The 25,966-nt window shown below is 54.9% G+C and carries 24 protein-coding genes, 1 tRNA gene and 1 other annotated feature; of the genes, 3 read left to right on the top strand and 22 right to left on the bottom strand.

What is annotated here, in order from left to right:
• Positions 1 to 73: 73 nt before the first annotated feature.
• Positions 74 to 1,258: a bifunctional folylpolyglutamate synthase/dihydrofolate synthase gene (locus BMX91_RS06955; protein ID WP_177168308.1), complete on the bottom strand. Its 1,185-nt coding sequence runs from the start codon at positions 1,256 to 1,258 to the stop codon at positions 74 to 76.
• A 75-nt stretch (positions 1,259 to 1,333) separates the two neighbouring features.
• Between BMX91_RS06955 and BMX91_RS06960 the strand changes: the two genes are divergently transcribed.
• Complete coding sequence (locus BMX91_RS06960; protein WP_092051420.1) at positions 1,334 to 2,197, top strand: ATP-grasp domain-containing protein; 864 nt, start codon at positions 1,334 to 1,336, stop codon at positions 2,195 to 2,197.
• A complete protein-coding gene (locus tag BMX91_RS06965) occupies positions 2,194 to 2,991 on the top strand; it encodes an ATP-grasp domain-containing protein (protein ID WP_092051422.1) in 798 nt (265 codons plus the stop codon). Before BMX91_RS06960 ends, BMX91_RS06965 begins: the two co-directional genes overlap by 4 nt.
• A 181-nt stretch (positions 2,992 to 3,172) precedes the next feature.
• Here the strand turns inward: BMX91_RS06965 and BMX91_RS06970 are convergent, their stop codons facing one another.
• A complete protein-coding gene (locus BMX91_RS06970) occupies positions 3,173 to 4,150 on the bottom strand; it encodes a nuclease-related domain-containing protein (protein ID WP_092051426.1) in 978 nt (325 codons plus the stop codon).
• A 323-nt stretch (positions 4,151 to 4,473) separates the two neighbouring features.
• On the bottom strand, positions 4,474 to 7,128 hold the full coding sequence (locus BMX91_RS06975; protein ID WP_092051430.1) for a valine--tRNA ligase: 2,655 nt from the start codon (positions 7,126 to 7,128) through the stop codon (positions 4,474 to 4,476).
• A gap of 47 nt (positions 7,129 to 7,175) precedes the next feature.
• Positions 7,176 to 7,399, bottom strand: a binding site (T-box leader).
• A 53-nt stretch (positions 7,400 to 7,452) separates the two neighbouring features.
• Here BMX91_RS06975 and BMX91_RS06980 point away from each other — a divergent pair.
• Positions 7,453 to 7,653: a hypothetical protein gene (locus BMX91_RS06980; RefSeq protein ID WP_407640871.1), complete on the top strand. Its 201-nt coding sequence runs from the start codon at positions 7,453 to 7,455 to the stop codon at positions 7,651 to 7,653.
• Here BMX91_RS06980 and BMX91_RS06985 read toward each other — a convergent pair.
• The 19 genes from BMX91_RS06985 to sdhB all read right to left on the bottom strand — a co-directional run bounded on the left by BMX91_RS06985 (position 7,612) and on the right by sdhB (position 25,958).
• Positions 7,612 to 8,361, bottom strand: coding sequence for a hypothetical protein (locus tag BMX91_RS06985; protein WP_092051435.1), 750 nt, complete (start codon positions 8,359 to 8,361; stop codon positions 7,612 to 7,614). The genes BMX91_RS06980 and BMX91_RS06985 overlap by 42 nt on opposite strands.
• Before the next feature lie 296 nt (positions 8,362 to 8,657).
• Positions 8,658 to 9,950 carry a glutamate-1-semialdehyde 2,1-aminomutase gene (hemL, locus tag BMX91_RS06990; protein ID WP_092051438.1) on the bottom strand — a complete coding sequence of 431 codons (1,293 nt, stop codon included), beginning with the start codon at positions 9,948 to 9,950 and terminating at the stop codon, positions 8,658 to 8,660.
• Between the two features lies 1 nt (position 9,951).
• Entirely contained in the window at positions 9,952 to 10,932 is a 981-nt protein-coding gene (hemB, locus tag BMX91_RS06995; RefSeq protein ID WP_092051441.1) for a porphobilinogen synthase, read from the bottom strand.
• Positions 10,929 to 11,693, bottom strand: a complete 765-nt coding sequence (locus BMX91_RS07000) for a uroporphyrinogen-III synthase (protein ID WP_092051444.1) — start codon at positions 11,691 to 11,693, stop codon at positions 10,929 to 10,931. Before BMX91_RS07000 ends, hemB begins: the two co-directional genes overlap by 4 nt.
• Complete coding sequence (gene hemC, locus BMX91_RS07005) at positions 11,686 to 12,615, bottom strand: hydroxymethylbilane synthase (RefSeq protein WP_092051447.1); 930 nt, start codon at positions 12,613 to 12,615, stop codon at positions 11,686 to 11,688. The genes BMX91_RS07000 and hemC overlap by 8 nt, the downstream gene beginning before the upstream one ends.
• A gap of 22 nt (positions 12,616 to 12,637) precedes the next feature.
• Positions 12,638 to 13,468 (bottom strand): cytochrome c biogenesis protein, encoded by an 831-nt coding sequence (locus tag BMX91_RS07010; RefSeq protein ID WP_092051450.1) that lies wholly within the window; start codon positions 13,466 to 13,468, stop codon positions 12,638 to 12,640.
• 85 nt (positions 13,469 to 13,553) lie between these two features.
• Positions 13,554 to 14,915 (bottom strand): glutamyl-tRNA reductase, encoded by a 1,362-nt coding sequence (hemA, locus tag BMX91_RS07015; protein ID WP_092051453.1) that lies wholly within the window; start codon positions 14,913 to 14,915, stop codon positions 13,554 to 13,556.
• A gap of 358 nt (positions 14,916 to 15,273) precedes the next feature.
• Positions 15,274 to 15,858, bottom strand: coding sequence for a ribosome biogenesis GTP-binding protein YihA/YsxC (gene yihA / locus BMX91_RS07020; RefSeq protein WP_092051455.1), 585 nt, complete (start codon positions 15,856 to 15,858; stop codon positions 15,274 to 15,276).
• The gene (gene lon / locus BMX91_RS07025) at positions 15,855 to 18,179 is read right to left on the bottom strand and encodes an endopeptidase La (protein WP_092051456.1); all 2,325 of its coding nucleotides are present in this window, start codon (positions 18,177 to 18,179) and stop codon (positions 15,855 to 15,857) included. The genes yihA and lon overlap by 4 nt, the downstream gene beginning before the upstream one ends.
• 125 nt (positions 18,180 to 18,304) lie before the next feature.
• A complete protein-coding gene (gene clpX / locus BMX91_RS07030) occupies positions 18,305 to 19,579 on the bottom strand; it encodes an ATP-dependent protease ATP-binding subunit ClpX (RefSeq protein WP_092051458.1) in 1,275 nt (424 codons plus the stop codon).
• Positions 19,580 to 19,750: 171 nt separating this feature from the next.
• A complete protein-coding gene (tig, locus tag BMX91_RS07035) occupies positions 19,751 to 21,037 on the bottom strand; it encodes a trigger factor (protein ID WP_092051460.1) in 1,287 nt (428 codons plus the stop codon).
• Positions 21,038 to 21,139: 102 nt separating this feature from the next.
• Positions 21,140 to 22,117 (bottom strand): tetratricopeptide repeat protein, encoded by a 978-nt coding sequence (locus BMX91_RS07040; RefSeq protein WP_092051462.1) that lies wholly within the window; start codon positions 22,115 to 22,117, stop codon positions 21,140 to 21,142.
• Positions 22,118 to 22,255: 138 nt separating this feature from the next.
• Positions 22,256 to 22,329, bottom strand: a tRNA-Arg gene (locus BMX91_RS07045).
• 64 nt (positions 22,330 to 22,393) lie between these two features.
• Entirely contained in the window at positions 22,394 to 22,915 is a 522-nt protein-coding gene (locus BMX91_RS07050) for a metallophosphoesterase (protein WP_092051464.1), read from the bottom strand.
• Positions 22,912 to 23,517 carry an XTP/dITP diphosphatase gene (locus tag BMX91_RS07055; protein ID WP_092051467.1) on the bottom strand — a complete coding sequence of 202 codons (606 nt, stop codon included), beginning with the start codon at positions 23,515 to 23,517 and terminating at the stop codon, positions 22,912 to 22,914. The genes BMX91_RS07050 and BMX91_RS07055 overlap by 4 nt, the downstream gene beginning before the upstream one ends.
• Positions 23,518 to 23,626: 109 nt before the next feature.
• Entirely contained in the window at positions 23,627 to 24,124 is a 498-nt protein-coding gene (locus BMX91_RS07060; protein ID WP_092051470.1) for a MarR family winged helix-turn-helix transcriptional regulator, read from the bottom strand.
• 70 nt (positions 24,125 to 24,194) lie between these two features.
• Positions 24,195 to 24,419: a helix-turn-helix domain-containing protein gene (locus BMX91_RS07065; RefSeq protein ID WP_092051473.1), complete on the bottom strand. Its 225-nt coding sequence runs from the start codon at positions 24,417 to 24,419 to the stop codon at positions 24,195 to 24,197.
• 84 nt (positions 24,420 to 24,503) lie between these two features.
• Positions 24,504 to 24,965, bottom strand: a complete 462-nt coding sequence (locus BMX91_RS07070) for an acyl-CoA thioesterase (protein ID WP_092051476.1) — start codon at positions 24,963 to 24,965, stop codon at positions 24,504 to 24,506.
• A 192-nt stretch (positions 24,966 to 25,157) separates the two neighbouring features.
• Complete coding sequence (gene sdhB / locus BMX91_RS07075; RefSeq protein WP_092051480.1) at positions 25,158 to 25,958, bottom strand: succinate dehydrogenase iron-sulfur subunit; 801 nt, start codon at positions 25,956 to 25,958, stop codon at positions 25,158 to 25,160.
• Between the last annotated feature and the right edge of the window lie 8 nt (positions 25,959 to 25,966).

A 25,966-nucleotide genomic window follows, 5' to 3' on the forward strand; every position in this document is an offset into this window, starting at 1 on the left:
CTCCTCCACGTTTCATGCCACTAATCTACACTTTACCAAATCCTAGAATCTATGTCTTCAAATTTTCAAAAAATTATAGGAAGTGTGGACGGAGTTCCGAGAGCAGGTATAGGGAGCCGGTCACGATCATGGGGGAAGCGTCATGGGTCCATCTGCCCTGCCGGATCCGGCGGATGTCCACTTGAGTTGACGGGAAATCTGTAGAGGCGGCAAGCAGTTCAGCAGGCGCCGCTCCCGAATGATTAAAATCTATAAATGAAAACGACTGTGCGACCGGCTCAAGAATCCGGATCACACTGCGGAAATCTTTATTCGAAAGCATCCCCACCATGAAATGGACTTTCGCTTCCTTGCCGAATCTGTCCCTGATTGTCCGGACGAGGACTTCCGCAGCTGCCGGATTGTGGGCACCGTCCAGGTAAACTCCCGGCCGGATCTGTTCAAATCTTCCTGGAAGAAAAGCGGTTTCCGCTCCTTTCTTGAGTTTAACTGCATCGAGTTCGACCCCTGCCGCCTTCAGCGCCTCCACTGCAAGTGCGAGATTGACCTTCTGATGAGGGCCTGAGAGGCCTGGAGTGATTCCCGGGATTGCGTTGAAATCTTTTCTATAAATAAAGAGTGGCGCAGCCGCTTCTTTAGCGGCTTGTTTGACCTTTTCGATCGCTTCCGGCTCGAGCGGACCGATGATTCCCGGTTTACCCGGCTTAAGGATTCCTGCCTTGTGCCAGGCGATCTCTTTAATTGAGTTGCCTAGGAATCCCGTGTGGTCAAGTGCAATCGATGTGATGACGGACGCTTCCGGTACGATGACATTCGTGCTGTCAAATCGCCCGCCCATGCCGGCTTCCAGAAAAATGAGATCCGGCTGATGGTTCTTGAAGACGAGAAATGCCGCTGCTGTGAGCAGTTCGAAATCCGTCAGCAGGCCCGAAATTCCCGCTTTTTTCATTTCGGCAAATGCCCCGTCGGCCTCATTTTCTGTGATCGGCCGTCCGTCAATACGGATCTGGTCATGAAGGTCGGTCATCGCGGGAGAGGTGAAAGAGCCGGTCCGCAGTCCGTGCGCACGGGCGATCGAGTCCATAAACGCCACCGTCGATCCCTTGCCGTTCGTCCCGGCCACATGGATATAGCGCAGATGCTTTTCGGGGTTGTTGAGTCGAGCGAGCGCTCGCTCCATCGCCTCCAACCCGGGACGGATCTCATCCGCGCTCATCAGTTCGTGCTTCTTTTGGTAGAAATCCAGTTTTGGAATCAATGCCGTCTCCTCCGTGTGGTAAACTTGTGATGAATTCATTTTAGCGTAGAGCGCGGTTCAAGTGGAGGAAGAGCGATGAAGAGTTGTTGGGTCATTTACAATGGAAGCCTCATATCGGATAAATTTGCGGACCAGGCGAGGCTTGTCGCCGAAGCGGCGGAGCGTGCTGGCGTCCGTGCCGAGGTCCGGAAAAACTATGAGGTCATGATGGATCTGCAGCGGGGCATCGGTTCAAAGCCTTCGTTTGTCGTGTTCCTGGACAAAGACATTCTGCTGGCCACCTGGCTGAAAGCGTCCGGCATTCCGGTGTTCAATGATCCGGAAGTGATCGAGACATGCGACAATAAGGCCAAGCAATACATCCGGCTCGCGGCGGAAGGGATCCCGATGCCGCGGACAGTCATTGCGCCGAAGGTCTACCCCGCCTTCTCCATCGCGGAGACCGGCTATTTCGAGCGTGTCCTCGCTGATTTCGGGTTGCCGATGATCATCAAGGAAGGCCATGGCTCGTTTGGCGCCAAGGTGTACCTGATCGAAACCGAAGAGGCGTTTTTTGAAAAGGTGGAGTCACTGCGCGGTGTCGACTTCGTCTTCCAGGAATTTATCGCATCAAGCCGGGGCCGTGATATCAGGGTGAACACGGTCGGCGGCCGGATTGTCGCAGCGATGTACCGGCACTCCGAAACAGACTTCCGGGCGAACATCACGAATGGCGGCGTTGCGGAGCCGATCGAGCTTACGGAAAATCAGCAGCATCTTGCCCTGGAAGCCGCACGGGCAGTGGGAGCGGAATTCGCCGGCGTCGACCTCCTGTTCGGACAGGACGGACCGCTTGTGTGCGAAGTCAATGCAGCGGCGCACATCCGGAACATCTATAACGTGACCGGCATCAATGTGGCGGACGCGATGATCGAATACATACTGGAGAAATTGCCATGAAGCATGGCATCGTCTATTACCGTCCCGATGAGGCAGCCCGCAATGTCAGCTTCATCAAGCTCCTGAAGCTGGCAGCCGAGCGAACGGGCCTTGTCCTCACCCTTTCGATGTATCCTGACGACCTTTCGGCGGACGCTGACTTCATCATCTTCCGGGAACGCAACGCGAAACTCGCCCGGGAACTTGAGAATGCCGGCCACCGGATTTTCAACCGGGCGCAGATCAATCAGATCGCCAACGACAAGTTCGCCACCTATCAGCTGGCGACTTTCCTCGGGATTCCTGCAGTCCCGAGCCGCCTTGTCGAAAGCCCGGACGAGCTGGATACCTATCCGGCGGTTCTGAAAACCGTCGACGGCCACGGCGGTGTCGAAGTCGCCCGCGTCCTCGACGAAATGGAAGCCGGCTGGTTCTTCACCCGCTTCATGGACCGCCGCATCATCGGCCAGCCCTTTATTGAATCCGGCGCCGCTGATGTCCGCCTGTACATGGTCGGCAACGAACTCGCCGGTGCTGTCAAACGCACCGGCAGCTCCGGATTCAAGTCCAACTTCACTCTCGGCGGCCGCGTCGACCCGCACATGCCATCGGCCGACATGGTCCGGGCCGCCCAGCGCATCACCCGCGCCCTGAAAAGTGACTACATCGGCGTCGACTTCCTGCTCCTCCCCGACGGCGGCTTTCTCCTCAACGAGATCGAAGACCCCGTCGGTGCCCGATCACTATACGAAACAAGCGACGTCGACATCGCCGACGTCCTCATGCAGCACATTAAAATGAAGTTGAATGACTAATCCCCCGGCGGGCAGGCCGGGGGATTTTTGGGTGCGGGGGGGTGTCGGTCGTAAGATATGTGTACTTTGGGGAGCGCTTGATGTACTTTCGGCTTGGTTTAGTGTACTTTCGTTGCCGCTTAGTGTACTTTCAACACCGCATCGTGTACTTTCGCAATTCGCTGTGGTCAGACAGTCTCCTTCACTCTTCTGATGCCAGCCATTCCCCGATCAGCTGGATCACTGCTTCGGTATTTACAAGCAGCGCATAGTCTGCCTGATATCCAATCGTCTTGCCGGAGCCGATTTTCTCAAATGGCAATTGCATCATCAGGTTTCTGACGCTTTTATGGGCTTTTAGATCGAAAAGGTTCATCACTTCCCGAGGGCTGATCGTTTTCCGGATGAGAATAAACCATGCCAACAAAGTCACGAGGTAAGGATCGCCATCCGACAGCAAACAAATATCGCAATACCATGTCCGCTTTGATTGCTTTTTCAATGGTTTCCTGCAATGACGACAAATCGGTCCGGTGAAATAAGCAGAGCGATTGGGATGCTGGAGCGGAAACGGCAAGTAAGACTGTGCGTGCTCTCTCATGGTTTCCGAAATGGCCATGACATCTTCGTCATTGATAACTGATTTTCTCTCCAGATGTCGCCTAACCAGATTTCGTACTTCCCTTATTTTGTATACAGGGGCATCCTGTCCAATTTCCTCAATGATCGGGTTGTTGGCAAAGACCACGGCTCCCAGTACCGGAACACGATAGCCTTCCATCCTGAGCCATTGAAGAAGATTCTCCTTCTGATCAGCCAACTGGGCCAACGGACAGTCATAGACAATTTGGATTTCTCCGTTCTCATCCACTTTACGCAATTCGGCCGGAACTGGATGAAAACGGAGCCTGCCGGCAATCTGCTTAGATTCAATCAGCAGGATTCCGCTTTTTGCCACGATAACGAGATCCATCTGGAACTGCATACCACCCAATAGGGGCAGCGCCAGATTTTGAATCAGAACCACACCATCTGGAAGCATGACAGAGCAGACTGTTTCAAAGATCCGTTTTTCCCCTGAAACACCTGCACGGAGGTTACTTAAGGACTGCTCTTTATCTGCGCGGGTCAAATCTCCGGGCGGGAGCCTGTCCACTGCCTGCTGGAGAGCAAATTCCATCAACAAGGTTTCCTGTATACTTACTTTTCTCACCCGTTTCCCTAGTTTTTCTTGAGCTTAGCATGACCAAGCTCCCTTGGGAATAGGTGGTTCCATCTTTGAATTTTGACGTCACGAACGCGGATCAAAATTGATTTTCAGGCGACTCAGAATGTCGAAAGTACACTTAGAACGCGGGAAAGTACACCATTCATTCCCGAAAGTACACAATCATGCCGCGAAAGTACACTATCCCCTCGTGAAAGTACACTATCCCCTCATCACCACGCCCCATCCACCCAAAACCCCCGCCAGCTCAAGCCGGCGGGGGTCCTTATTCATATTCAGATCTCTTTCAGCTCCGCGATGCGTTTTTGGACGGAGTCGTATTTATCCTGGTAGTCCTTTTGTTTGGCGCGTTCTTCTTCGACGACGGCTTCTGGGGCTTTGGAGATGAAGCGTTCGTTGGAGAGTTTGCCTTCGACGCGTTTCAGCTCGCCCTGCCACTTGCCCAGTTCCTTCTGAAGCCGTGCCAACTCTTCCTCAATGTTGATGAGGCCTTCGAGCGGCATGAAGAGCTCGGCACCCGTGACGACGGCGGACATGGATTTGTCCGGTGCCGTCAGGTCGCGGCTGATTTCAAGCGTCTCCGGGTTGCAGAAGCGCTCTAGGTACGCGCGGTTGTTTTCCAGCGCGGCCTGTGTCGTGTCATCGTGCGTGCGGATTGCGAGTGCGACTTTCTTGCTCATCGGCGTATTCACTTCGGCGCGGATGTTGCGGACTGCCTTGATGACATCCATGAGCGTCTTCATGTCGCCTGCGCGCTGTTCGTCGGACAGCGCCGGATCGGCAACCGGCCATTTGGCGGCGACGATCGACTCGCCTTCGTGCGGCAGGCTCTGCCAGATTTCTTCCGTGATGAACGGCATGAACGGGTGGAGCAGGCGCATCGTGTTGTCGAGAACGTAGGCGAGGATCGAGCGGGTCGTCTTCTTCGCCGCTTCGTCTTCCCCGTACAGCGGCAGTTTCGCCATCTCGATGTACCAGTCGCAGAAGTCATCCCAGATGAAGTTATACAGCGCGCGGCCGACTTCGCCGAACTCGTACTTGTCTGCAAGCTTCGTGACTGTCTCGATCGTTTCGTTCAGGCGTGTGAGAATCCACGCATCCGCCGCGGACTTTTCGCCCGACAGGTCGATCTCCTCAAACTTCAGCCCATCCATGTTCATCAATGCAAACCGGGACGCGTTCCAGATTTTGTTCGCGAAGTTCCAGACGGATTCCACTTTCTCGTTTGAGAAGCGAAGGTCTTGCCCAGGCGATGAGCCTGTTGCGAGGAAGTAGCGCAGCGAATCCGCGCCGTACTGATCGATGACATCCATCGGATCGACGCCGTTGCCGAGCGACTTGGACATTTTGCGGCCGTCTTCTGCGCGGACAAGTCCGTGAATCAGCACGTCATCGAACGGGCGCTTGCCGGTGAATTCAAGTCCCTGGAAGATCATCCGGGACACCCAGAAGAAGATGATGTCATAGCCGGTCACAAGCGCGTCCGTCGGATAATAGCGCTTGAACAGTTCGTTGTCCTCATCCGGCCAGTTCAGCGTGGAGAACGGCCAGAGAGCGGAGGAGAACCATGTGTCGAGGACGTCTTCGTCCTGCTTCCAGTTTTCCGCATCTGCCGGTGCTTCCATGCCGACGTGGATTTCACCCGTTTCCTTGTGGTACCAGGCCGGGATCTGGTGGCCCCACCAGAGCTGGCGGGAGATGCACCAGTCGCGGATGTTCTCCATCCAGTTCAGGTACGTTTTCTCGAAGCGCTCCGGAACGAAGTTTACTTTTTCCTCGCCCTTCTGCAGCTCGACTGCGGCCTCAGCGAGCGGCTCCATCTTGACGAACCACTGCGTGGACAGATACGGCTCGACAACCGCGCCGCTCCGCTCCGAGTGTCCGACCGAGTGCATGTGTTCCTCGATTTCGAACAACACACCCATTTCCTGAAGATCCTTCACAATCTCCTTGCGGCACTCAAAGCGGTCCATGCCCTGGTACTTGCCTGCGCGCTCGTTCATCGAGCCATCTTCATTCATGACAAGGAAGCGCTCCAGGTTGTGGCGATTGCCGATTTCAAAGTCGTTCGGGTCATGGGCCGGTGTGATCTTCACCGCGCCGCTACCGAAGTCCATCTCGACATAGTCATCGGCGACGATCGGGATTTCGCGCCCGACGATCGGCAGTTTGACCGTTTTGCCGATCAGGTGCTTGTAGCGCTCATCTTCCGGGTGAACGGCAACTGCGGTATCCCCGAGCATCGTCTCCGGACGGGTCGTCGCGATTTCGATCGACCCCGTGCCATCTGCGAGCGGGTAGCGCATATGATAGAAGGCACCCTGTACGTCCTTATAGATGACTTCGATGTCGGAGAGCGCTGTTTTCGTCTGCGGATCCCAGTTGATAATGTACTCACCGCGGTAGATCAGACCCTTCTCATAGAGCTTGACGAAAACGGTGCGAACCGCTTCCGAAAGCCCCTCATCAAGTGTGAAGCGCTCACGTGAATAGTCCAGGCCAAGGCCAAGTTTTGACCATTGCTGGCGGATATGTCCGGCATATTCCTCTTTCCATTTCCACGACTCTTCAAGGAATTTCTCGCGGCCGAGGTCATAGCGGCTCTTGCCCTCTTCTTTTAGCTTCCCTTCAACCTTCGCCTGTGTCGCAATCCCGGCGTGGTCCATCCCCGGAAGCCAAAGAGCGTCATAGCCCTGCATGCGCTTCATGCGGATCAGGATATCCTGGAGAGTCGTATCCCAGGCGTGGCCGAGGTGGAGCTTGCCCGTGACGTTCGGCGGCGGAATCACGATCGTGTATGGTTCCTTGCCGCTTTCCGGCTGCGCCTCGAAGAATTTACCGTTGACCCACCACTCATACCTGCCCTGCTCGATTGCCTGCGGATCGTACTTTGTCGGCAGAGACGTTTCCTGCTGGCCGTTCTGTTCCATGTCTTCTTCCTCCTTTGTTTCCGGGAAATCAAAAAACCCTCCGTCCTATAAAGGACGAAGGGCTGACTTCGCGGTACCACCTTTAGTTCCGGCACGCAAAACAAGAGCGGCCGGCGCTCAAAACGATAACGGTCGTCTGACCGGCACTCCGCTACTCGGTTCGCGGAGGCTGCTCACGGGCGACTTCGGACGGCGCTGACGGGAGCTCTCACCAGCCGCTCCCTCTCTCCGGACAACATCCGGTCCTACTCTTCCCGCTCACTGCATCGTTATCCATTTCATTTATTGTACAAAACCGGCAACCGCCCGTCAATACGAAAGGAGGTGTCCCATTTGAGAAAGAACTATAACCCGTGGCTCCTGCCGCCATGCCTCAGAAAAATCCGGTTTTACTGCAAGGCGATCATCATCCCGATCACCGTGTTCCAGCTGATCCGCACATTGTTTGTGCCGACTACTGGCGATTTTCTTCTGCTGATCTTGTTAATCGGACTCTGTGTCGCGTTTTACAAGGATTTTATATGAAGGATAGGAAAAGACGGTATACGTATCTTCGAGGCCCGAGATGAATGCCCTGACCTCATCCGGGCTGTTTTGCGTGGACGCATCGGCCCTTGCCTGCGGTATTTCCGGGCTCACTGCGACGGCCACCTGCTGCCTTTGTTCAGGCTCGGCAGCAGCACGTACTGATGCAGATTCCGACTCCTCTCGAACGGCCAGTTCCGGAACCGCCTCCCTGCGGTGGCTGCTGCTTTCAGGCCGGGAAGACGATTCATCATTTGTCTCCAACACTTCCGCTTTCGGGGCTGCTGCCTGGGCTTCATCTGATTCATCATCCATATTGTCACCGTACAGGCAATCCACTTTCCAGGTGACGCAAAGCGCCCCGTCTTCATTCACATGAGCACGGACATCCTGTGCTTTTATCGATGCCCCGTCGCCAGTCTCCGCCGGAAGGTCGATATAAAGGGGAACCGCATACTCAAAGTAGCCTGTCTCCCCGCTCAGGTCGATCTCCTCGATCATCGTCGCACCCTCCGGCTCGGGAGTGCCCCCTTCCCCGTCAAACACCGCCATGCACGTCAGGTGATAAATACCGGTCAGCCGGTAGGCATTCTCCGTATGCTCGTCCGTGTACTGGGGCGTCACATTCACTGATTCCGCACGCACCGGCTCGCCGCATCCCTGCGGAAAGCGGAACGTCTGCTCCATCGTCCATGCCGACTTCGCCATCTGCCTCTCCTCCTCTGTATGTTCGCGCATAAAACAATATATGCATCCGAAGGCTCCAATATGGCGAAGACGGGCGGTCTATTTTTGGGAAACGCAGATTGTTGACTGTGGAATGGCGGCTTGGAGCTGGCCACTTCATTTAGGATAGCTGAGTTGACATAATGAGCGAAAGTACACTAAGCGGTCCTGAAAGTACACGATGGCACGGCGAAAGTACACCATGGCCCGCTGAAAGTACACGATGACACCTGCCACAACAAAAAAACCGCCCCATTCCGGGACGGTCACACAAATCATTATCGCTTCAGCTGTTTGAACACTTTGTGGAATACCTCCACCGTGCGGTCGATATGCGCTTCGGTGTGGGCGGTGGAAATGAAGACGCCTTCGAACTGGGACGGCGGCAGGTAAATGCCTTCTTCCGCCATCAGGGCGTAGTACTTGCCGAACAGTTCTGTATCGGACGTCTTCGCGCTTTCAAAGTCGGTTACGTCCTCGTTTGTGAGGAAGTAGCCGATCATCGAGCCGGCACGGTTGACGGTATGAGGGATGTTGTTCGCCTCTGCCGCTTCGCGGAAGCCGGCTTCCAGACGGTCGCCAAGTGCCTTGAAGTGGTCATACGATTCAGGCGTGAGTTTGCTCAGAGTCGCAATCCCTGCCGCCATGGCGAGCGGGTTGCCGGATAGCGTGCCGGCCTGATAGATCGGGCCGGCCGGAGCGACCTGTTCCATGATCTCGCGTTTCCCGCCGAATGCACCGACCGGGAGGCCGCCGCCGATGACTTTGCCGAGGCAGGTAAGATCTGGTGTTACGCCGAACAGTCCCTGTCCGCTGTTATAGCCGACACGGAAGCCGGTCATGACTTCGTCGAAGATCAGGAGCGAGCCGTGCTGTTCGGTGACTTCACGGAGTCCTTCCAGGAAGCCTTCGTTCGGAGGAACGACACCCATGTTGCCCGCGACCGGTTCGACGATGACCGCGGCAATGTCTTCACCGAAGTTTTCGAATGCCTGGCGCACAGCGTCAAGGTCGTTGTAGGCAACGGTAATCGTATTGCCTGCAATCGAAGCAGGAACTCCAGGGCTGTCAGGCAGGCCGAGTGTCGCAACTCCTGAACCGGCCTTGATCAACAGCGAATCCCCGTGGCCGTGGTAGCAGCCTTCGAATTTCAGGATCTTGTCGCGTCCGGTGACACCGCGTGCCACCCGGAGAGCGCTCATCGTCGCTTCAGTGCCGGACGACACCATGCGGATCATCTCGATCGACGGCACGCGGTCGATCACGATTTTCGCAAGCTCGTTTTCGGCAAGTGTGGAAGCGCCGAAGCTGGATCCTTTTGCGGCCTGTTCATTGATCGCCGCGACGACATCGGCATCGGCATGGCCGTGGATCAGCGGTCCCCAGGACAGGACGTAGTCGATATAGTCATTGCCGTCGATATCAGTGATGACAGCGCCTTTGCCCTGTTCCATGAAGAGCGGGTCCATGTCGACCGCCTTGAATGCGCGGACCGGCGAGTTGACGCCGCCCGGCATCAGATTGACTGCTTCGGAAAAGGCTTTTTTCGAGTTCTCATACGATCGGGCCAAATCAGTTCCCCTCCATGTATCGTACCGCGTCTTTCGCGAAGTACGTGATGATCATGTCGGCGCCTGCGCGCTTCATCGATGTCAGTGTCTCCATGACGATCTTTTCCTCGTCGACCCAGCCGTTCTGTGCGGCGGCCTTGATCATCGAGTACTCGCCGCTCACGTTATAGGCGACAACCGGCACGCCGGAGAAGTCCTTGACTTCGCGCATGACATCCATATAGGACAGCGATGGCTTCACGATCAGCATGTCCGCGCCTTCCTCGATGTCGGACTGCGCTTCACGGATCGCTTCAAGCCGGTTGGCCGGGTCCATCTGGTATGTTTTCCGGTCACCGAACTGCGGCGTGCTGCCCGCAGCCTCACGGAATGGTCCGTAGTAGGCGGATGCATACTTCACCGCATAGGACATGATCGGCACATCTTCAAAGCCTGCTTCATCCAAAGCTTGGCGGATCACCGAAACAAAGCCGTCCATCATATTGGACGGTGCGATAATATCCGCTCCTGCCTTGGCCTGGCTGACAGCTGTGCGGGCCAAAAGGTCGAGCGACGGGTCGTTCAGGATACGGCCTTCCTCGATCAGGCCGCAGTGGCCATGGTCCGTATACTCGCACAGGCATGTATCCGCAACGACTAGCAGTTCCGGATGGCGCTCCTTGATCAGGCGTGTCGCTTCCTGGACAATGCCGTGGTCATGGTATGCTTCTGTGCCTTCCGCGTCCTTATGCTCAGGCACTCCAAACAGGAGAACTGCCGGAATTCCAAGTGACACAACTTCGTCCACTTCTGCGCCAAGATGGTCAAGCGACAAGTTGTAGACCCCTGGCATCGAACTGACTTCCGTGCGGATGTCTTTCCCTTCCGCTACGAAAATCGGATAGATCAGATCTTCCTTATTCAGAACGGTCTCGCGCACCATCGCGCGCATCGCTGCGGAGTTGCGCAGGCGGCGATGACGTGCAAACTGAAGTTCATTCATGAGATTCCTTCCTTTCGGTTGCCTAATTCCCGGACGAGGTCGAGCAGTGTGTACCGTTCGGGTTTCACATGGACCGCTGCGCCTGCTTCCTGCAGCGCCTGTTCGGTCACATGGCCGATCGCACCGATCGTGAAGCCGGCCCATCCGGTATCCGGCGCGATATGCTGATCAAACACCCTGACGGCAGACGGGCTTGCGAACAGCACGGCGATCCTGCCGCCCTTTCTGAGCTCATCCGCCAGTTCGCGGATGCCCTCCTCGTCGTTAACCGTCTCGTAGACGGTCCACTCATCTACTTCATTCGGAAGCCCTTCCTTGATCGTTTCCTTCGCGAGGTCACCTTTGAGGAACAGGCAGCGATCGTTCTCATCGGAAACCGATGGGAATTCCTCAACGAAATGATCCGCGCTGAACGTAGCCGGAATGAAATCCGCCCGGAAACCGATGTTTTCCAGCGCCTTGGCCGTTTCACTTCCGACAGCCGCGATCTTTACAGGGATGTCTTCCGCCGTGAAGCCTTCCTGTTCCATCTTTAGGCCAAAATAATGTGCCGCGTTGGCGCTGGTGAAGATCAGCCATTCATAGGAAGTGCACGTCTGCATCCTCAGCGAATCGGTCGGAACGATTTTCTCAACGGTCTTGATGAGCGGCAGGATGACGGGATTGCCGCCCTGCAGCTGGACGGAAGCCACCGCTTCCTTCGCCTTCGGGGTTCCGGTGAAAATCACCGTCATGCCAGAAAGAGGATGTTTGTCACGCATCAAGGTCCGCCTTCACTTTCCGGAGGACTTCGTCGGCACCCTGCTCTTTCAGCATGCGTGCCGCCTCCTTTCCGGCATTGACCGGGTCCGCATCCATAACGGTCGCACGGAATACATCTCCTGCATCAGGCGATGCCACAAAGCCTGTGAAGCGGATCTGGCCGCCGTCCACAATCGCGTGGCCGCCGATCGGCACCTGGCAGCTTCCGTCCATTTCATTCAGGAACGTACGCTCCGCCGTGACAGCCTGTTCCGTAGTCGGTTCGGTAAGTTTCGAAAGCTCGCGCAGAAGTTCCTCGTCATCCGAACGGCATTCGATGCCAAGGGCACCCTGTCCCACAGCCGGGATGCACTGCTCCGGCTCCAGGTATTGGGTGACGAGTTCCTGATCCCAGCCCATCCGGTTGAGTCCCGCAGCAGCCAGGAGGATTGCATCATATTCACCGTCACGGAGCTTTCTGAGCCGCGTCTCGATGTTGCCGCGGATCCACTTGATCTCAATGTCCGGACGGATCATGAGCAGCTGGGAACTGCGGCGGAGACTTGATGTTCCGACAACCGCCCCTGCAGGAAGATCTTCCAGGCGGATATGCCCGTTTGCGATGTAGGCGTCACGCACATCTTCCCGCTCCGGCACACAGCCGACCGTCAGGCCTTCCTGAAGCTCGGCAGGCATGTCCTTCATGGAGTGCACGGCAAAATCGATCTCTTTGTCGATCAGCGCCTGCTCGATCTCTTTGACGAACAGACCCTTTCCTCCGACTTTCGACAGCATGACATCCAGGATCTTATCGCCTTTTGTGACAATCTCCTTTACTTCAAACTCAAACGGCACACCCGCTTCCTTCAGCTGGTCGATAAACCAGTTGGTCTGCGTAAGCGCCAGATTGGAGCGTCTTGAACCGACAATGATTTTTCTCAAAGTGAACCCACCCTTTCAAATATCAATACCAGAAATGAAACACGGATAACCTGCTGATCAGCAGGAAATTTACGATTACCGCAAGAAATGCCAGGATATGTCCCCAGGCGATGTCAGGTCCGTTCAGCTTGCCGCGGTTCTGCAAGACCAGCAGCACACAGTAAATGACAAGCAGAAGAAACGAACCGATGATTTTCGGGTCCCACACCGGGAATGGCCCTGCCGCGATAAAAGCCCACTGGAGCCCGAGTATCAGGCTCATGAGAAGAACCGGCACCCCGACGACGACTGAAATGGTCATCGCGCGCTTTGCTTGCTCGAGAGATGGCAGCCTGCCCCAGCGGCCGTCCCATTTTTTGTTTTTCAGTGTTCGGTAAAGGAGCAGATAAAGGATCGCAAAAACAAATGACAGCGAAAAGGCCGTATAAGAGATCATCGCGAAAGTGATGTGGATAAACAGCAGTTCCGAAATGAGCGCCTCACCAACTGCGCTGCCGGGTGTTCCCGCTTCCCCGAAAGCCGTGATGACAACTGCCGCAAAGCCGATCACGTTCAGGAAAAACACAGCGAAATGGGCTTTCCTGAACAGGTGGACAATGAGCGACATCGTAATCAGCAGCCATGCATAAAAATTAATGCCTTCCGAAAGGCTGAGCACAGGAAAACGCTGCTCCTCCAGGATATTCCCGATAAGGAACATCGTCTGCATCACCCAGACTGCAGCAAGCGTGAAGAATGCAGCTTTCCTCGCTTTCGGCTGGCTGTTCAAAAAGTCGATAAAATAGAACACAAGGCTGGCCGCATAGAGGACGACCATGGCCTCATGCAGCCTCATCAGTCCGAATTCGGTCATTGAAACCCTCTGCTTTCTTATTAAAAAAGAGCGTTTCCGCGTCTATAGTGTATCACATAGATGCGGAAACGCCCTTTAAAAACAATCAGTTCACCGGTGACGGTTTCATGGCGGCCAGGCCGGCTTCCTTGGCCCGTTTTTCCTTTGCACGCACCGCCGTTTCGGCATACTCTTCCGCGACGGCTTCTTCGATTCCGAAGATCCGCTGGAACAGCTCAAGCTGGCGTGCGGCATCCGGTGATCCCGCAATTTCCTTGGCCTGCAGGATCGGTTCCTTCAGCATCTGGTTGATGATCGACTTTGTATGCTTGCTGAGGACTTTCTTCTCACGCTCCGTCAGGTCCGGCATCTTGTTGAGGATGCTTTCCATCGTTTCTTCCTGGATGGAAAGTGCCTTCTTGCGGAGTGCGGAAATGACCGGAACGACCCCGAGCGTTGTCAGCCATTCGTCGAAGGAGACAAGTTCCGTTTCGATCATGTCCATGATCTGGTCGGCCGCGCGGCGGCGTTCGGCAAGGTTCGCTTCGACAATGCCGTGCAGATCGTCGATGTCATACAGGAAGACGTTTGACAGGTCTCCGATTTTCGGATCGAGGTCACGAGGGACCGCGATGTCGACCATGAAGAGCGGCTTGCCCTTTCGCAGCTTCTCGACATCTTTCATCATGTCATAGTCGATGACAAAATCCTGTGCGCCTGTCGAACTGATCACAATGTCGGCCTCAAGCAGTGAGCACTGAAGTTCATTCATCGGCTTGGCGGTCCCGTTGAACTTCTCGGCCATCGCCTCCGCCTTGCTGAGCGTTCGGTTAAGGACGGTCACCTTACCTACGCCGTTTCCGTACAGATTCTTGATGGCCAGCTCTCCCATTTTGCCGGCGCCGACAATCACAACATGCTTGCGGCTGAGCGAACCGAAGATTTTCTTGGCCAGTTCGACTGCAGCATAGGAGACGGAAACCGCATTTTCACCGATTTCCGTTTCGGAATGCGCTCGCTTCGCATTGGTGATCGCCCGCTTGAACAGCTCGTTAAAGACGGTACCGGTCGTACCGTGTTCCTGTCCGATCATAAAGCTTGAGCGCACCTGTCCGAGGATCTGCGTTTCGCCGAGAACCATTGAGTCGATGCCCGCAGCGACCTTGTACAGATGACGGACTGCTTCGTCCTGCACTTCGATGGTAAGATACGGTTCAATCTCTTCCAGCTCCATCCCAAACCACTTAGCAAGGAACCGTTTGACATAATAACGCACAGTATGAAGCTGATCCCCGACGGCATAGATCTCGGTGCGGTTGCATGTCGAGACAATGACATTCTCCAGGATGCTTTTTTCATTCTGCAGCGCCTGCATGGCCGCGGGAAGGTCGGACTCAAGGAAACTGAGCCGCTCCCTGAGCTCGACAGGCGCCGTCCGGTAGTTTACACCGACGACAATGGAATACATAAAGGTGTCACACCTCTCACGTTCTTTCATTTCACGGCTCTCATTATACCACGCCATTCAGCCCGGAACCGGCCCAAATGTGAACAAGCCATGAAAGCCACTTTATAATGATTACAATCAAAGTATAGCAAAAGAAAATCGGCGAATCAAAAAACCCGCCTATGTAAATAAAGGATATGGTTGTCTATATACATCCAGCGGGCGGACTAAACCTGGCAGCCGCTCCAAAATGGATAATTCCCCGTCCTGCCAGTGTATGTAGAAATCCTGTGCCGTATGTACCGCATTCAGAACAAAAAGCAGCGGCTTGCCTTTTCCAAAGAGGAAAGGCTGCCGCTGCCTATAATAAATCCGGTTTTCACTTCATTCGTTTTTCAAGGATGGCCCAGGCTTCTTCCTTGCCCTGACCCGTTTCGGAGGAAAACAGGACAAACGGGTCGCCTTCTTCGAGACCGAGTGCTTCCTTGATGATCTTCCGGTGCTTAGGCAGCCTGCTTTTCGGAATCTTATCCGCCTTGGTGGCGACGATGATCGTCGGCAGGTTGTAGTGCTTCAGAAAATCATACATGATGATGTCATCTTCAGATGGCGGGTGGCGGAGGTCAATGAGCTGGATGACAGATTTAAGCTGCTCGCGGCCTGTCAGGTAGCGCTCGATCATCTTGCCCCACGCCTCGCGTTCTGATTTTGAAACTTTCGCATAGCCGTAGCCCGGCACATCTACAAAATAGAAGGAGTCCTCAATCTTGTAGAAATTGAGTGTCTGCGTCTTACCCGGCTTGGACGATGTCCTGGCAAGGCTCTTTCTGCCGATCATCTTGTTGATGAACGACGATTTACCGACATTCGAGCGTCCCGCCAGCGCGAATTCCGGAAAGCCCTCATCGGGATACTGTTCCGGCTTGACCGCGCTGATGGTGATCTCAGCATTGTTTACTTTCATTTCTGTTCCTCCTCCAGAGCGATTTCCAGCACTTCCGTCACATTGCTGACGGGGTGGAAAGTCAGCTCTTCACGGACCGTGTCGGGGATGTCCTCGATATCCCGTTCATTGTCCGCAGGGATGACAATGGTTGTCAATCCCGCGCGGTGCGCGCTCAATGTCTTTTCTTTAAGGCCGCCGATCGGCAGGACACGGCCGCGCAGCGTGATTTCGCCGGTCATGCCGACTTCCCTCCGTACCGGCCGCTTTGTCAGCGCAGAAACAAGCGCCGTTGCGATCGTGATGCCGGCTGAAGGCCCGTCCTTCGGTACGGCCCCTTCGGGCACGTGGATATGAAGATCGGTGTCTTCGTGGAAGGTTGGGTCGATTCCGAGCTCCTCGGCATGGGAACGGACATACGAGAGCGCCGTTTGCGCCGACTCTTTCATGACGTCCCCAAGCTTGCCGGTAAGGATGAGCTTGCCTTTTCCTGCGGACAGGGACACTTCAATCTGAAGGGTATCCCCCCCTACTGTCGTATAGGCAAGCCCGGTCGCAGCGCCCACCTGATTTTCCAGCTCGGCCATGCCATAGCGGAATTTCGGCTTACCGAGCATCTCAACGACAACTTTCGGTGAAACCTGGACACGCTTGTTCTTGCCGGATATAATGCGCTTCACCGCTTTTCGTGCGATGGCGGCAATTTGCCGTTCCAATGAACGGACGCCGGCTTCGCGCGTGTAGTAGCGGATCAGATAACGGAACGCCTCGTCCGAGATGCGGAGCTGCGCCTTTGTCAGGCCATGGCGCTCCAGCTGCCTTGGATACAAGTGGTTTTTCGCGATCAACTGCTTTTCCAGCTCGGTGTAGCCGGGGATCGTGATGATTTCCATGCGGTCACGCAACGGCCCCGGAATCATGCTGAGATCGTTCGCGGTCGCGACGAACATCACCTTCGAGAGATCATAGGTTTCTTCAATATAATGGTCGCTGAAGTTATGGTTCTGCTCCGGATCCAGTACCTCGAGCATTGCGGAAGACGGATCTCCACGGAAGTCGTTCGACATCTTATCGATTTCGTCCAGCAGGAAGACCGGGTTGACGGTCCCCGCTTTCCGCATCCCTTGGATGATCCGTCCCGGCATGGCACCTACATACGTACGCCGGTGTCCCCGGACTTCGGATTCATCTCTGACGCCGCCAAGCGCGATCCGGACAAACTTCCTTCCAAGCGATTCCGCGATAGAACGTGCAAGCGACGTTTTCCCGACCCCTGGAGGACCCGCCAGACAGAGGATCGGCCCTCGAAGGGAACCGGTCATCTGCTGGACGGCCAAGTATTCAAGGATCCGTTCCTTAACTTGCTCCAGGCCGTCATGATCACGGTTCAGGATCCGTTCGGCGCGGTTCAGGTCAAGGCGGTCCTCTGTCTCTTCAGTCCATGGAAGGGCAAGCAGCCAGTCGATATAACTCCGGATGACGCCGCTTTCCGCTGCGGCCGCAGGAAGACGTTCGTAACGGTCCAGCTCGCGCAGGGCTGCGGTAAGCACATGCTTCGGCATCCCTGATTCCAGAATCCGTTCACGCAGTTCCGCAGTTTCCCCGCCTTTGCCGTCCGCATCGCCGAGCTCCGTCTGGATGGCTTTCATCTGTTCACGCAGGTAGAACTCTTTTTGTGTCTTTTCCATCGCTTCTTTGACACGCTTGTTGATCTTCTTCTCCAGGCTGAGTACTTCCTGCTCATTGAGGAGGCGGCTGATCAGCCATTCGATCCGTTCCTTTACGTTAAACAGCTCAAGCACTTCCTGTTTGCCGGCCACTTTCAGCGGAAGATTGGCCGCAACCATATCGGCAAGACGGCCGGGCTCGGAAATGTCAGCCACCGACTCGTAAGTCTCATCGGTGACTTTCTTGGAGAGCTTCGTGTATTTCTTGAACTGTTCCAGCAGCGTTCTCATTAATGCTTCGTGCTCGATATCGGATTCCCGGTCCGGCTCGATCAGCTCGATATTGGCAGTTGAATATGACTCCCCATCATCAAGTGCGATCAGCTTTGCACGATCCAGCCCCTCGATCAGGACCCTCATCGTCCCGTTCGGAAGCTTGACTGTCTGCTTCACCTCCGCAAGTATGCCTGTCCCGTACAGTTCTTTCAGGGTCGGCTGTTCAACGGAAATGTCACGCTGGGAAACGAGGAAGATCTTGTTCTCCTCCACGATGGCACGCTCGATCGCCGCCATCGACCGCTCACGGCCAACGTCGATATGGAGCACCATTTTCGGAAACACCAGCATCCCCCGCAGGGGCAAGTATGGAATATCATTCATTTTATTTGTCGGCATATTCGGAGTCACCTCCATGTATTCATGTCCGTTTCGATACGGGTTAAAACTTATCCGTTGCGAAAAAGCCGGCATCCGTCCGCTGCCGCTAAGACGGCAGATGGATGCCGGCTCTTCCAGTTGGATCAAGCCGATGTCTTTTCGTTATCAGAGTCATTGCCGACCGGATCGCCATTCTCATCAAGGAGAAGCGGCTCAGCTCCGTCGGTGACAGAATCCTTCGTGATGATACAGTCCACCACATCCTCGCGGGATGGTAGGTCATACATGACATCGAGCATGATTTTCTCGATGATCGACCGGAGTCCGCGGGCGCCTGTCTTGCGCTCGATCGCCTCTGCGGCGATGGCACGGAGCGCCTCATCTTCGAAGGTCAGGCGGACACTGTCCAGCTCGAGCATCTTCTGATATTGCTTGACGACCGCGTTTTTCGGCCCGGTGAGAATCTGGACAAGCGTGTCCTCATCCAGCTGTTCCAAGCTGGCAAGAACCGGCAGACGTCCGATAAATTCAGGAATCAGGCCGTAGCGCAGCAGGTCTTCCGGAATCAGGCGGGAAAGCAGCGATTGTTCGTCGTCCGCATTCGCCTTTTCGGAGCCGAAACCGATGACCTTCTTGCCGATCCGGCGCTTAATGATGTCTTCAATGCCATCGAAAGCTCCGCCCACAATGAACAGGACATTCGTCGTGTCAATCTGGATGAATTCCTGATGCGGATGCTTGCGGCCGCCCTGTGGCGGAACACTCGCAACTGTGCCTTCAAGGATTTTCAGGAGCGCTTGCTGCACGCCTTCTCCGGATACATCGCGTGTGATCGACGGGTTCTCGGATTTCCGGGCAACCTTATCGATTTCATCAATATAGATGATGCCTTTTTCGGCACGCTCGATATCGTAGTCCGCTGACTGGATCAGCTTCAGCAAAATGTTTTCGACGTCCTCGCCTACATAGCCGGCTTCCGTCAGTGATGTAGCGTCCGCCATGGCAAACGGCACATCGAGAATGCGTGCCAAAGTCTGGGCAAGGAGGGTTTTCCCGCTGCCTGTAGGCCCGATCAGCACAATGTTGGATTTCGCCAATTCCACGTCGTCAATCTTGGAGTTGGAGTTGACACGCTTATAATGGTTATATACCGCAACGGACAATGCCTTTTTCGCACGGTCCTGCCCGATCACATACTCATCGAGGATTGTCTGGATATCGCGAGGTTTCGGAACATCCTTGAGTTCGAAGCCTTCTTCTCCGGTGCCGACTTCCTCTTCGACGATTTCGGAGCAGAGCTCGATGCATTCGTCACAGATATAGACACCCGGACCGGCAACCAGTTTGCGGACCTGTTCTTGTGGTTTGCCGCAGAAGGAGCAGTTCAGGTTTTCATTTTCATCGTTGAATTTAAACAAAGTCGTTCACCCCTATTCAAGTGACAATCTTACAAGATTGCCTAATCGTTGGCAAACATTTCGTACCGGGTACACCTGGCGCGAAAAAAGCTCCCCAATGTATGAAAGAAGGCGCTGGAGTCAACCGGCGCCTGTTTCTTTCATTTTTTTGCCCCTGATGGCAGAGGTGGATTATTCGCTGATTTTTGCGTTTTCGACGAGGAATTCGATCGTCTTCTTGAAACGGATGTCGTTTTCAAGCATTTCCGTGCCGCCGAGGATCTGCTTGATCTGCTCGGTGTCCATGTTGAACTGGCCGGACATTGTCTTGAGCTCTTCCTGGATATCTTCTTCTCCGACAGTCACGCCTTCCGCTTCTGCGATGGCTTCGAGGACGAGGGATACACGCACGCGCGTTTCCGCATCTTCCTTCATCTGTGCACGGAGTGCCGCTTCGTCCTGTCCGGAGAACTGGTAGTACAGGTCGAGTGTCATGCCCTGCTGCTGAAGACGCTGGCCGAATTCCTGGATCATGCGGTCAACTTCGCCTTCTACCATCACTTCAGGAATTTCGATGTCTGCGTTTTTCGCAGCCTGCTCGACAAGCTCATCGCGGAGAGCCGCTTCGGATGCGTCTTTCTTTTCTTGAGCTGTCTGTTCCTTCATCTTGCTGCGCAGCTCGTCAAGGCTTGCAACTTCGCTGTCGATTTCTTTTGCGAACTCATCGTCAAGCTCCGGAAGTTCGCGGGATTTCACTTCATGTACCGTCACTTTGAATGTTGCCGGCTTGCCCGCGAGTTCCGCTGCGTGGTATTCCTCAGGGAAAGATACTTCCACGTCTTTGGATTCGCCTGCTTTTACGCCTGTCAGCTGCTCTTCAAAGCCTGGGATGAAGCTGTTGGATCCGAGTTCAAGCTCGTAGCCTTCCGCTTTTCCGCCTTCAAATGGCTCGCCGTCCGTGAAGCCTTCGAAGTCGATGACAACCGTGTCGCCTTCTGCTGCCGGCTCGTCTTCTTTGATGACGAACTCAGCATTGCCCTGGCGGCGGTCGTTCAGCTGCTCTTCGATTTCTTCGTCAGTGACAGCTGTTTCCTGGCGTTCAACCTCAAGGCCTTTGTACTCGCCGAGCTTGACTTCAGGCTTGACTGTTACGTTCGCTTTGAAGACGACCGGCTGTCCGGCTTCGATCTGTTCGACATCGATTTCCGGCTGTGCAACCGGGTTGATGCCTGCTTCGTCGATTGCGTTTGTGTAGGCCTCAGGCAGGACTGCATCGATTGCATCCTGGTAGAGGGATTCTACGCCGAACATCTGCTCGAAGATTTTGCGCGGAACTTTCCCTTTGCGGAAGCCCGGTACGTTTACTTGCTTGACGACCTTCTTGAATGCCTGATCCAGACCTTTGCTGAATGTTTCTGCCGAAACTTCAAATGTGAGGATACCCTCATTACCTTCTTGCTTTTCCCAATTTACTGCCATGTTTACATACCTCCAGACGATATAATTCGCTTTTTGAGCGCTTGTGTTCACTGGTTTGACAACTTTCTCAGTATAGCACAGATGAGTGCATATTCAAGAATTTCATAGCTGCCGGCCATTGTGGAATAGTTCGATTTTGTTGATGAGGTCTATGACCGGGTGTGCCCCGGCATCTGTACCGTCAAACAGGCTTTCTATATATGTATGGTACGCATCCGCGACCTCCGCCGAGGAGTGCCCGGGCCATTCGAACGGATACGCGGTGAACCGGTAAGTTCGCAGAAGCTGGACGGCGATCTGCTCCTTGGACGGATCCTGTGTAAACAGGTCTTTCAGGATGTCCTCCACCTCTCCGGCTTTCTGCATATCACCGGGACCCGGGAGACGTGCCGGGATGACGGTTTCCCGGACGCCGAACTTTTGTACGGTCACCGGAGAATCATATCCGATTCCCGCAAGAAGGACAAGTGCATACGTCACTACAAGCGGCAGCGCAGACTCATGTTCCACCAGCCCGGCAAGGAAGCCGGACCATTCGGGAAGCTCGCTGTCAGGAACGGATGAAAGGCATTCGTGCTGCTCACCTTCCGGCAAAGCAAGAAATTTTTCCAGATCCGGCGGCCCTTCCGGCGTATCGGGCGGCTCTTCATAGCGGTCAAGGAGCCTCCGGTTCAGGCCCTGAAGATAAACAAACTTTTCCCGGCGCTCCTCCGGAATGATCCCTTCTTCAAGCAGTGCGGAAATCGTGTCCTCCACTTCATCATAGTCCCGGAGCTGAATGCAGATGGACAGATAAAGCTCCATTGCTTCGATGTAGTTGGAAGGACCGGCCTGCAGATACCGTGTCGCGGCCTCTTTGGCTTCCGCGTACTCACGAAGTTCATAAAGCGCGACGGTGAGGGCCCCGAGAAGGCTTGCATGCCCCGGCTCGTAGGAAAGGGCCTGGCGGATGAGGGGGGCCGCCTCATCATAGCGTTCCTCGGAGACCGCGCGCAGGCCATCATCCATCAGCCGTTCGAATGTACCCGGCATCACGATGACCTTGCCGTGTTTTCTGAGCTGGCGTCTCTTCCTGCGCATCAGTCCCACCCCCTTCTTTTCATCAATGATAGCATAGCCGCAAGACGCTGTGCATATGCTTTTGCGTCACGCAAAATCCCATGTAAAACGGTTTCCCGGCCGAAAAACAAAAAGCACCGCCTCCGGCGATGCTTCTGACGTCCCAGGAGGGATTCGAACCCCCGACCGACAGCTTAGAAGGCTGTTGCTCTATCCTGCTGAGCTACTGGGACAAGGAAAAGGCAACCTTCCGGCTGCGCAAGACAAAGATAATTATAGGGTCCTTGCCGATGAAAGTCAACGGCGTTTCTTAAAATCAGTAAAGACAGCTGTATCTGCCACTTTTCCGTCGGGATGAAGGAAGCTGACCGAGACACCGCCGGCCTCCCCTTCGATCACCGCATAAGTTGCCGGACGCCCTGACGGAGGCCTGTGGGTGCTGCCCGGATTCACATAAAGGACGCCGTTCTGCACTTCGGCACCATACAGGTGGGTATGGCCGAACAGGACAATGTCCGCACCGGTTTCTTCTGCCCGATACTGGATGGGCAGCATGCCGGACTTGACCCGCTCCAGATGGCCGTGCGTGACGAGCACCCGGAACTCTCCCGCCTCAAACATCCGATGCTCCTGAAGTCCGTCAGGGTCACAGTTGCCTTTGACCGAGATCATCTGTCCGAGCAGTTCATCATGCGCGGAGAGTTCACTGTCTCCGCAATGGACGAGATGATCCGCGTCAAGCTGCTTGTCCAAAAACTGCCGGACCGTTTTCACGTCACCATGGGAATCGCTCATCACTGCAATCCGCCAAACGGTCATGGCCTTTCCCCGAACACTTCACCGGCTTTTTCTTCAAGCTTGCGGATGGCTTCGCCCCGGTGTGAGACAGCCGCTTTTTCTTCAGGGGTCAGCTGGGCCATCGTCCGTTCTTCTGTCGGCACATAAAAGATTGGATCATAGCCGAACCCGTTTTCCCCTGCCGGTGCCCTCAGGATGCGCCCTTCACATGCCCCTTCGAAAAATCGTGTTTCGGTTCCTGGTGCGGCAATGGCAAGCACGCACACAAAGCGTGCAGTGCGTTCTTCGTCCGGTACTGCAGACAGGTCGGAAAGCAGCTTCTCGATATTCCGTTCATCTGTAGCCCCCTCGCCGCTGTAGCGGGCAGAATAGACACCGGGCTTGCCGTCCAGGGCATCCACGGATAGTCCGCTGTCATCCGCAATCACCATTTTGCCGAGCTGTGCGGCCACCGTCTCGGCCTTGAGTGCGGCATTTCCCCTGAATGTTGTGCCCGTCTCCTCGATATCGAGATCAGGCGCCACGTCGAAAAGTGTCAGAACCCGGATTCCATACGGGGATAACAGCGCTTCAAAATCCTTTGCCTTTCCCCTGTTTTTCGTTGCGATGATCACTTCATTCATCAGAACCACTCCTTCCGCACGGCATTTGCCGTCTCATCGTATCATAACCGTTCCGGGACGGCGAAAAACCCGAAGCTCCACCGGCTCCGGGCACTTTGCCGCCCAACAATCATCGTTGTGTATTTTTCAGTTCCATTCTTCGCTTCCTGCCTTCTTTCATGCCTGCATGCAGCTTGGACAGCATGCCGGAAAGCAGGACGACTTCCTCTGCCGAAAAGTCGGACAGCACGGCCTGGAGATCCTTCTGCCGTTTTTCGATGACTTCCTGGATGATGCGCTCCCCGTCCTCGAGCAGATGAATCCGGACGACACGGCGATCCTGATCGTCACGCACCCTCTTTACAAGGCGGTTCTTCTCCATCCTGTCAACGAGATCGGTTGTCGTCGAAAAAGCCAGATACATCTTGTTCGACAAGTCGCCGATCGTCATGTCTCCGTGTTCGAGCAGCCATTGCAGTGCCACGAACTGGGGTGGAGTAATCGGATAATTGTCAAGAATCTCCCGACCGCTCTGTTTGATCAGTGCCGAGATATGCCGAAGCTCTTTTTCGACGAACGCGATTTCTTCCCCGTCGTGCTGCAGGTCCTCTCCGTTCAAGCCAGCCATCAACTCACCACTCCCGAAACCGTTTGAATAGTTACATTGTGAACGGTTTCGTGCGGAATGGCAAGTATATTTAGTCAAGCGAGAGTTCCGAAAGCCGGAGAAGCTCGACTATTGCCTGAGCGCGTCCGGATACCCCTAACTTCTGAATGGTGTTTGAAATATGATTCCGGACGGTCTTTTCGCTGATCCCCAGCTTGGCTGCAATTTCTTTCGTTGTGTGATCCTTCACCAACAGCTGGAAGATTTCTCTTTCCCTTCCGGTCAGCAATGAACGATGATGCAGCTCATCCGCCACGTAGCGCCCCTCCCCTCAACTCTTCATCGTAGAGTATGAAGGGACGGGTCCGGCGGTGACGGCGTTTGCCCGGCTTTCGAATGTTTATCGGACGATGGAAGATGCGGCACCGAGTGCATCAAGTGCCTTGTCGGACCAAGGCAGCGGTTTTCCTGTCTTCCTGCTGACCTGGACAATCGTTCCCCGGCCGGTAAATGCAGGCTCCCCGTCAGGGCCGGCCGCCAAGTAATGGATGTCCAGGGAAGTGCTCCCGACCCTTGCCGTTTTGACGTGGATATCCAGTTGCTCATCAAAAAACACCTGTTTCAGGTAATCGCATTGCAGATCTGCGACGACCGTGATTGCGCCCTCCTCCGAATCCAGCCAGTTTTCCATGAGACCGAGATGTTTCAGATATTCGATCCTGGCATGTTCAAAATAAGTGAAGTTGACCGTATTGTTCAGGTGTCCGAACATATCCGTCTCGGAAAAACGGACGGTGACCGGAACCGAAAAGTTGAATCCCTGCTTCCATTCCTCGAAATCTCCGATGTATGATGCCCTCATGATCCTTTTCCTCCAATCAAAATGAATGACTATTCATTCTACTATGATAACAGATGGAGTCCCGGTTGGAAACAGAAGGCATGCCCCTACTATATAAGTCAACGACCGGATGTGACACGGCATGGACGCTCGTTTCGGGCATAAAAAAACCCCCGCATTCCGGACAGGCCGGTGCGGGGGTTGTGCGCAGCATCAGTCGACCATGTGGTCGGAGCCGAAGAAGCGCTTGAAGGAATAAACAGATGCCGCGCGGTTCATCGCAGCGATCGAAGTAGTGAGCGGAATGCCTTTCGGGCAAGCGACCACACAGTTTTGCGAGTTACCGCATTCTGCGAGACCGCCGTCCTGCATAAGGGCATCCAGGCGCTCGTCACGGTTCATCGCGCCTGTCGGGTGCGAGTTGAACAGACGGACTTGAGAAATCAGCGCAGGGCCGATGAAGTTCGTCTTGTCGTTGACGTTCGGGCATGCTTCGAGGCAGACGCCGCAAGTCATGCACTTGGAAAGCTCATATGCCCACTGGCGCTTGCGCTCAGGCATACGCGGGCCTTCTCCGAGGTCATACGTACCGTCGATCGGAACCCATGCTTTGACCTTCTTGAGCGAGTCGAACATGACTTCACGGTCAACGACCAGGTCGCGGACGACCGGGAACGTACGCATCGGTTCAAGCGTGATCGGCTGGGTCAGCTGGTCGACAAGCGCCGTACACGACTGGCGCGGGCGGCCGTTGATGACCATCGAGCAGGCACCGCAGACTTCCTCCAGGCAGTTCATTTCCCATTGGATCGGGGAAGTCTGCTTACCTTCAGTGTTCACCGGGTTCCGGCGGATTTCCATGAGCGCCGAAATGACGTTCATGTTCTGGCGGTAAGGGACTTCGAACGTTTCCCAATAAGGGCTCGATTCCGGGCTATCCTGACGCTGGATTTTAAAGCGGACGGTCTTAGCGGCCGTCGCCTCATTCCGTTCCTTTACAGCAGTTTCAGCCATTGTTATAC

It is taken from the genome of Bhargavaea ginsengi (assembly GCF_900109165.1).
In the GTDB taxonomy this organism is placed as follows: domain Bacteria; phylum Bacillota; class Bacilli; order Bacillales_A; family Planococcaceae; genus Bhargavaea; species Bhargavaea ginsengi.

Bases quoted from the DNA above. Each gene is read 5' to 3' on its own strand.
- hemA (WP_092051453.1), bottom strand. From the start codon at position 14,915: ATGTATTCCATTGTCGTCGGTGTAAACTACCGGACGGCGCCTGTCGAG.
- BMX91_RS06975 (WP_092051430.1), bottom strand. From the start codon at position 7,128: ATGGAACAGAACGGCCAGCAGGAAACGTCTCTGCCGACAAAGTACGAT.
- BMX91_RS07060 (WP_092051470.1), bottom strand. From the start codon at position 24,124: ATGGCTGGCTTGAACGGAGAGGACCTGCAGCACGACGGGGAAGAAATC.
- sdhB (WP_092051480.1), bottom strand. From the start codon at position 25,958: ATGGCTGAAACTGCTGTAAAGGAACGGAATGAGGCGACGGCCGCTAAG.
- BMX91_RS07000 (WP_092051444.1), bottom strand. From the start codon at position 11,693: ATGCGTGACAAACATCCTCTTTCTGGCATGACGGTGATTTTCACCGGA.
- BMX91_RS07040 (WP_092051462.1), bottom strand. From the start codon at position 22,117: ATGCGCAGGAAGAGACGCCAGCTCAGAAAACACGGCAAGGTCATCGTG.
- BMX91_RS07055 (WP_092051467.1), bottom strand. From the start codon at position 23,517: ATGAATGAAGTGATCATCGCAACGAAAAACAGGGGAAAGGCAAAGGAT.
- BMX91_RS06970 (WP_092051426.1), bottom strand. From the start codon at position 4,150: ATGGAATTTGCTCTCCAGCAGGCAGTGGACAGGCTCCCGCCCGGAGAT.
- BMX91_RS06960 (WP_092051420.1), top strand. From the start codon at position 1,334: ATGAAGAGTTGTTGGGTCATTTACAATGGAAGCCTCATATCGGATAAA.
- BMX91_RS07070 (WP_092051476.1), bottom strand. From the start codon at position 24,965: ATGAGGGCATCATACATCGGAGATTTCGAGGAATGGAAGCAGGGATTC.
- hemB (WP_092051441.1), bottom strand. From the start codon at position 10,932: ATGAATGAACTTCAGTTTGCACGTCATCGCCGCCTGCGCAACTCCGCA.
- BMX91_RS06985 (WP_092051435.1), bottom strand. From the start codon at position 8,361: ATGGCGAAGTCGGCATGGACGATGGAGCAGACGTTCCGCTTTCCGCAG.
- yihA (WP_092051455.1), bottom strand. From the start codon at position 15,858: ATGAAAGTAAACAATGCTGAGATCACCATCAGCGCGGTCAAGCCGGAA.
- BMX91_RS07050 (WP_092051464.1), bottom strand. From the start codon at position 22,915: ATGACCGTTTGGCGGATTGCAGTGATGAGCGATTCCCATGGTGACGTG.
- BMX91_RS06965 (WP_092051422.1), top strand. From the start codon at position 2,194: ATGAAGCATGGCATCGTCTATTACCGTCCCGATGAGGCAGCCCGCAAT.
- lon (WP_092051456.1), bottom strand. From the start codon at position 18,179: ATGCCGACAAATAAAATGAATGATATTCCATACTTGCCCCTGCGGGGG.
- tig (WP_092051460.1), bottom strand. From the start codon at position 21,037: ATGGCAGTAAATTGGGAAAAGCAAGAAGGTAATGAGGGTATCCTCACA.
- BMX91_RS07010 (WP_092051450.1), bottom strand. From the start codon at position 13,468: ATGACCGAATTCGGACTGATGAGGCTGCATGAGGCCATGGTCGTCCTC.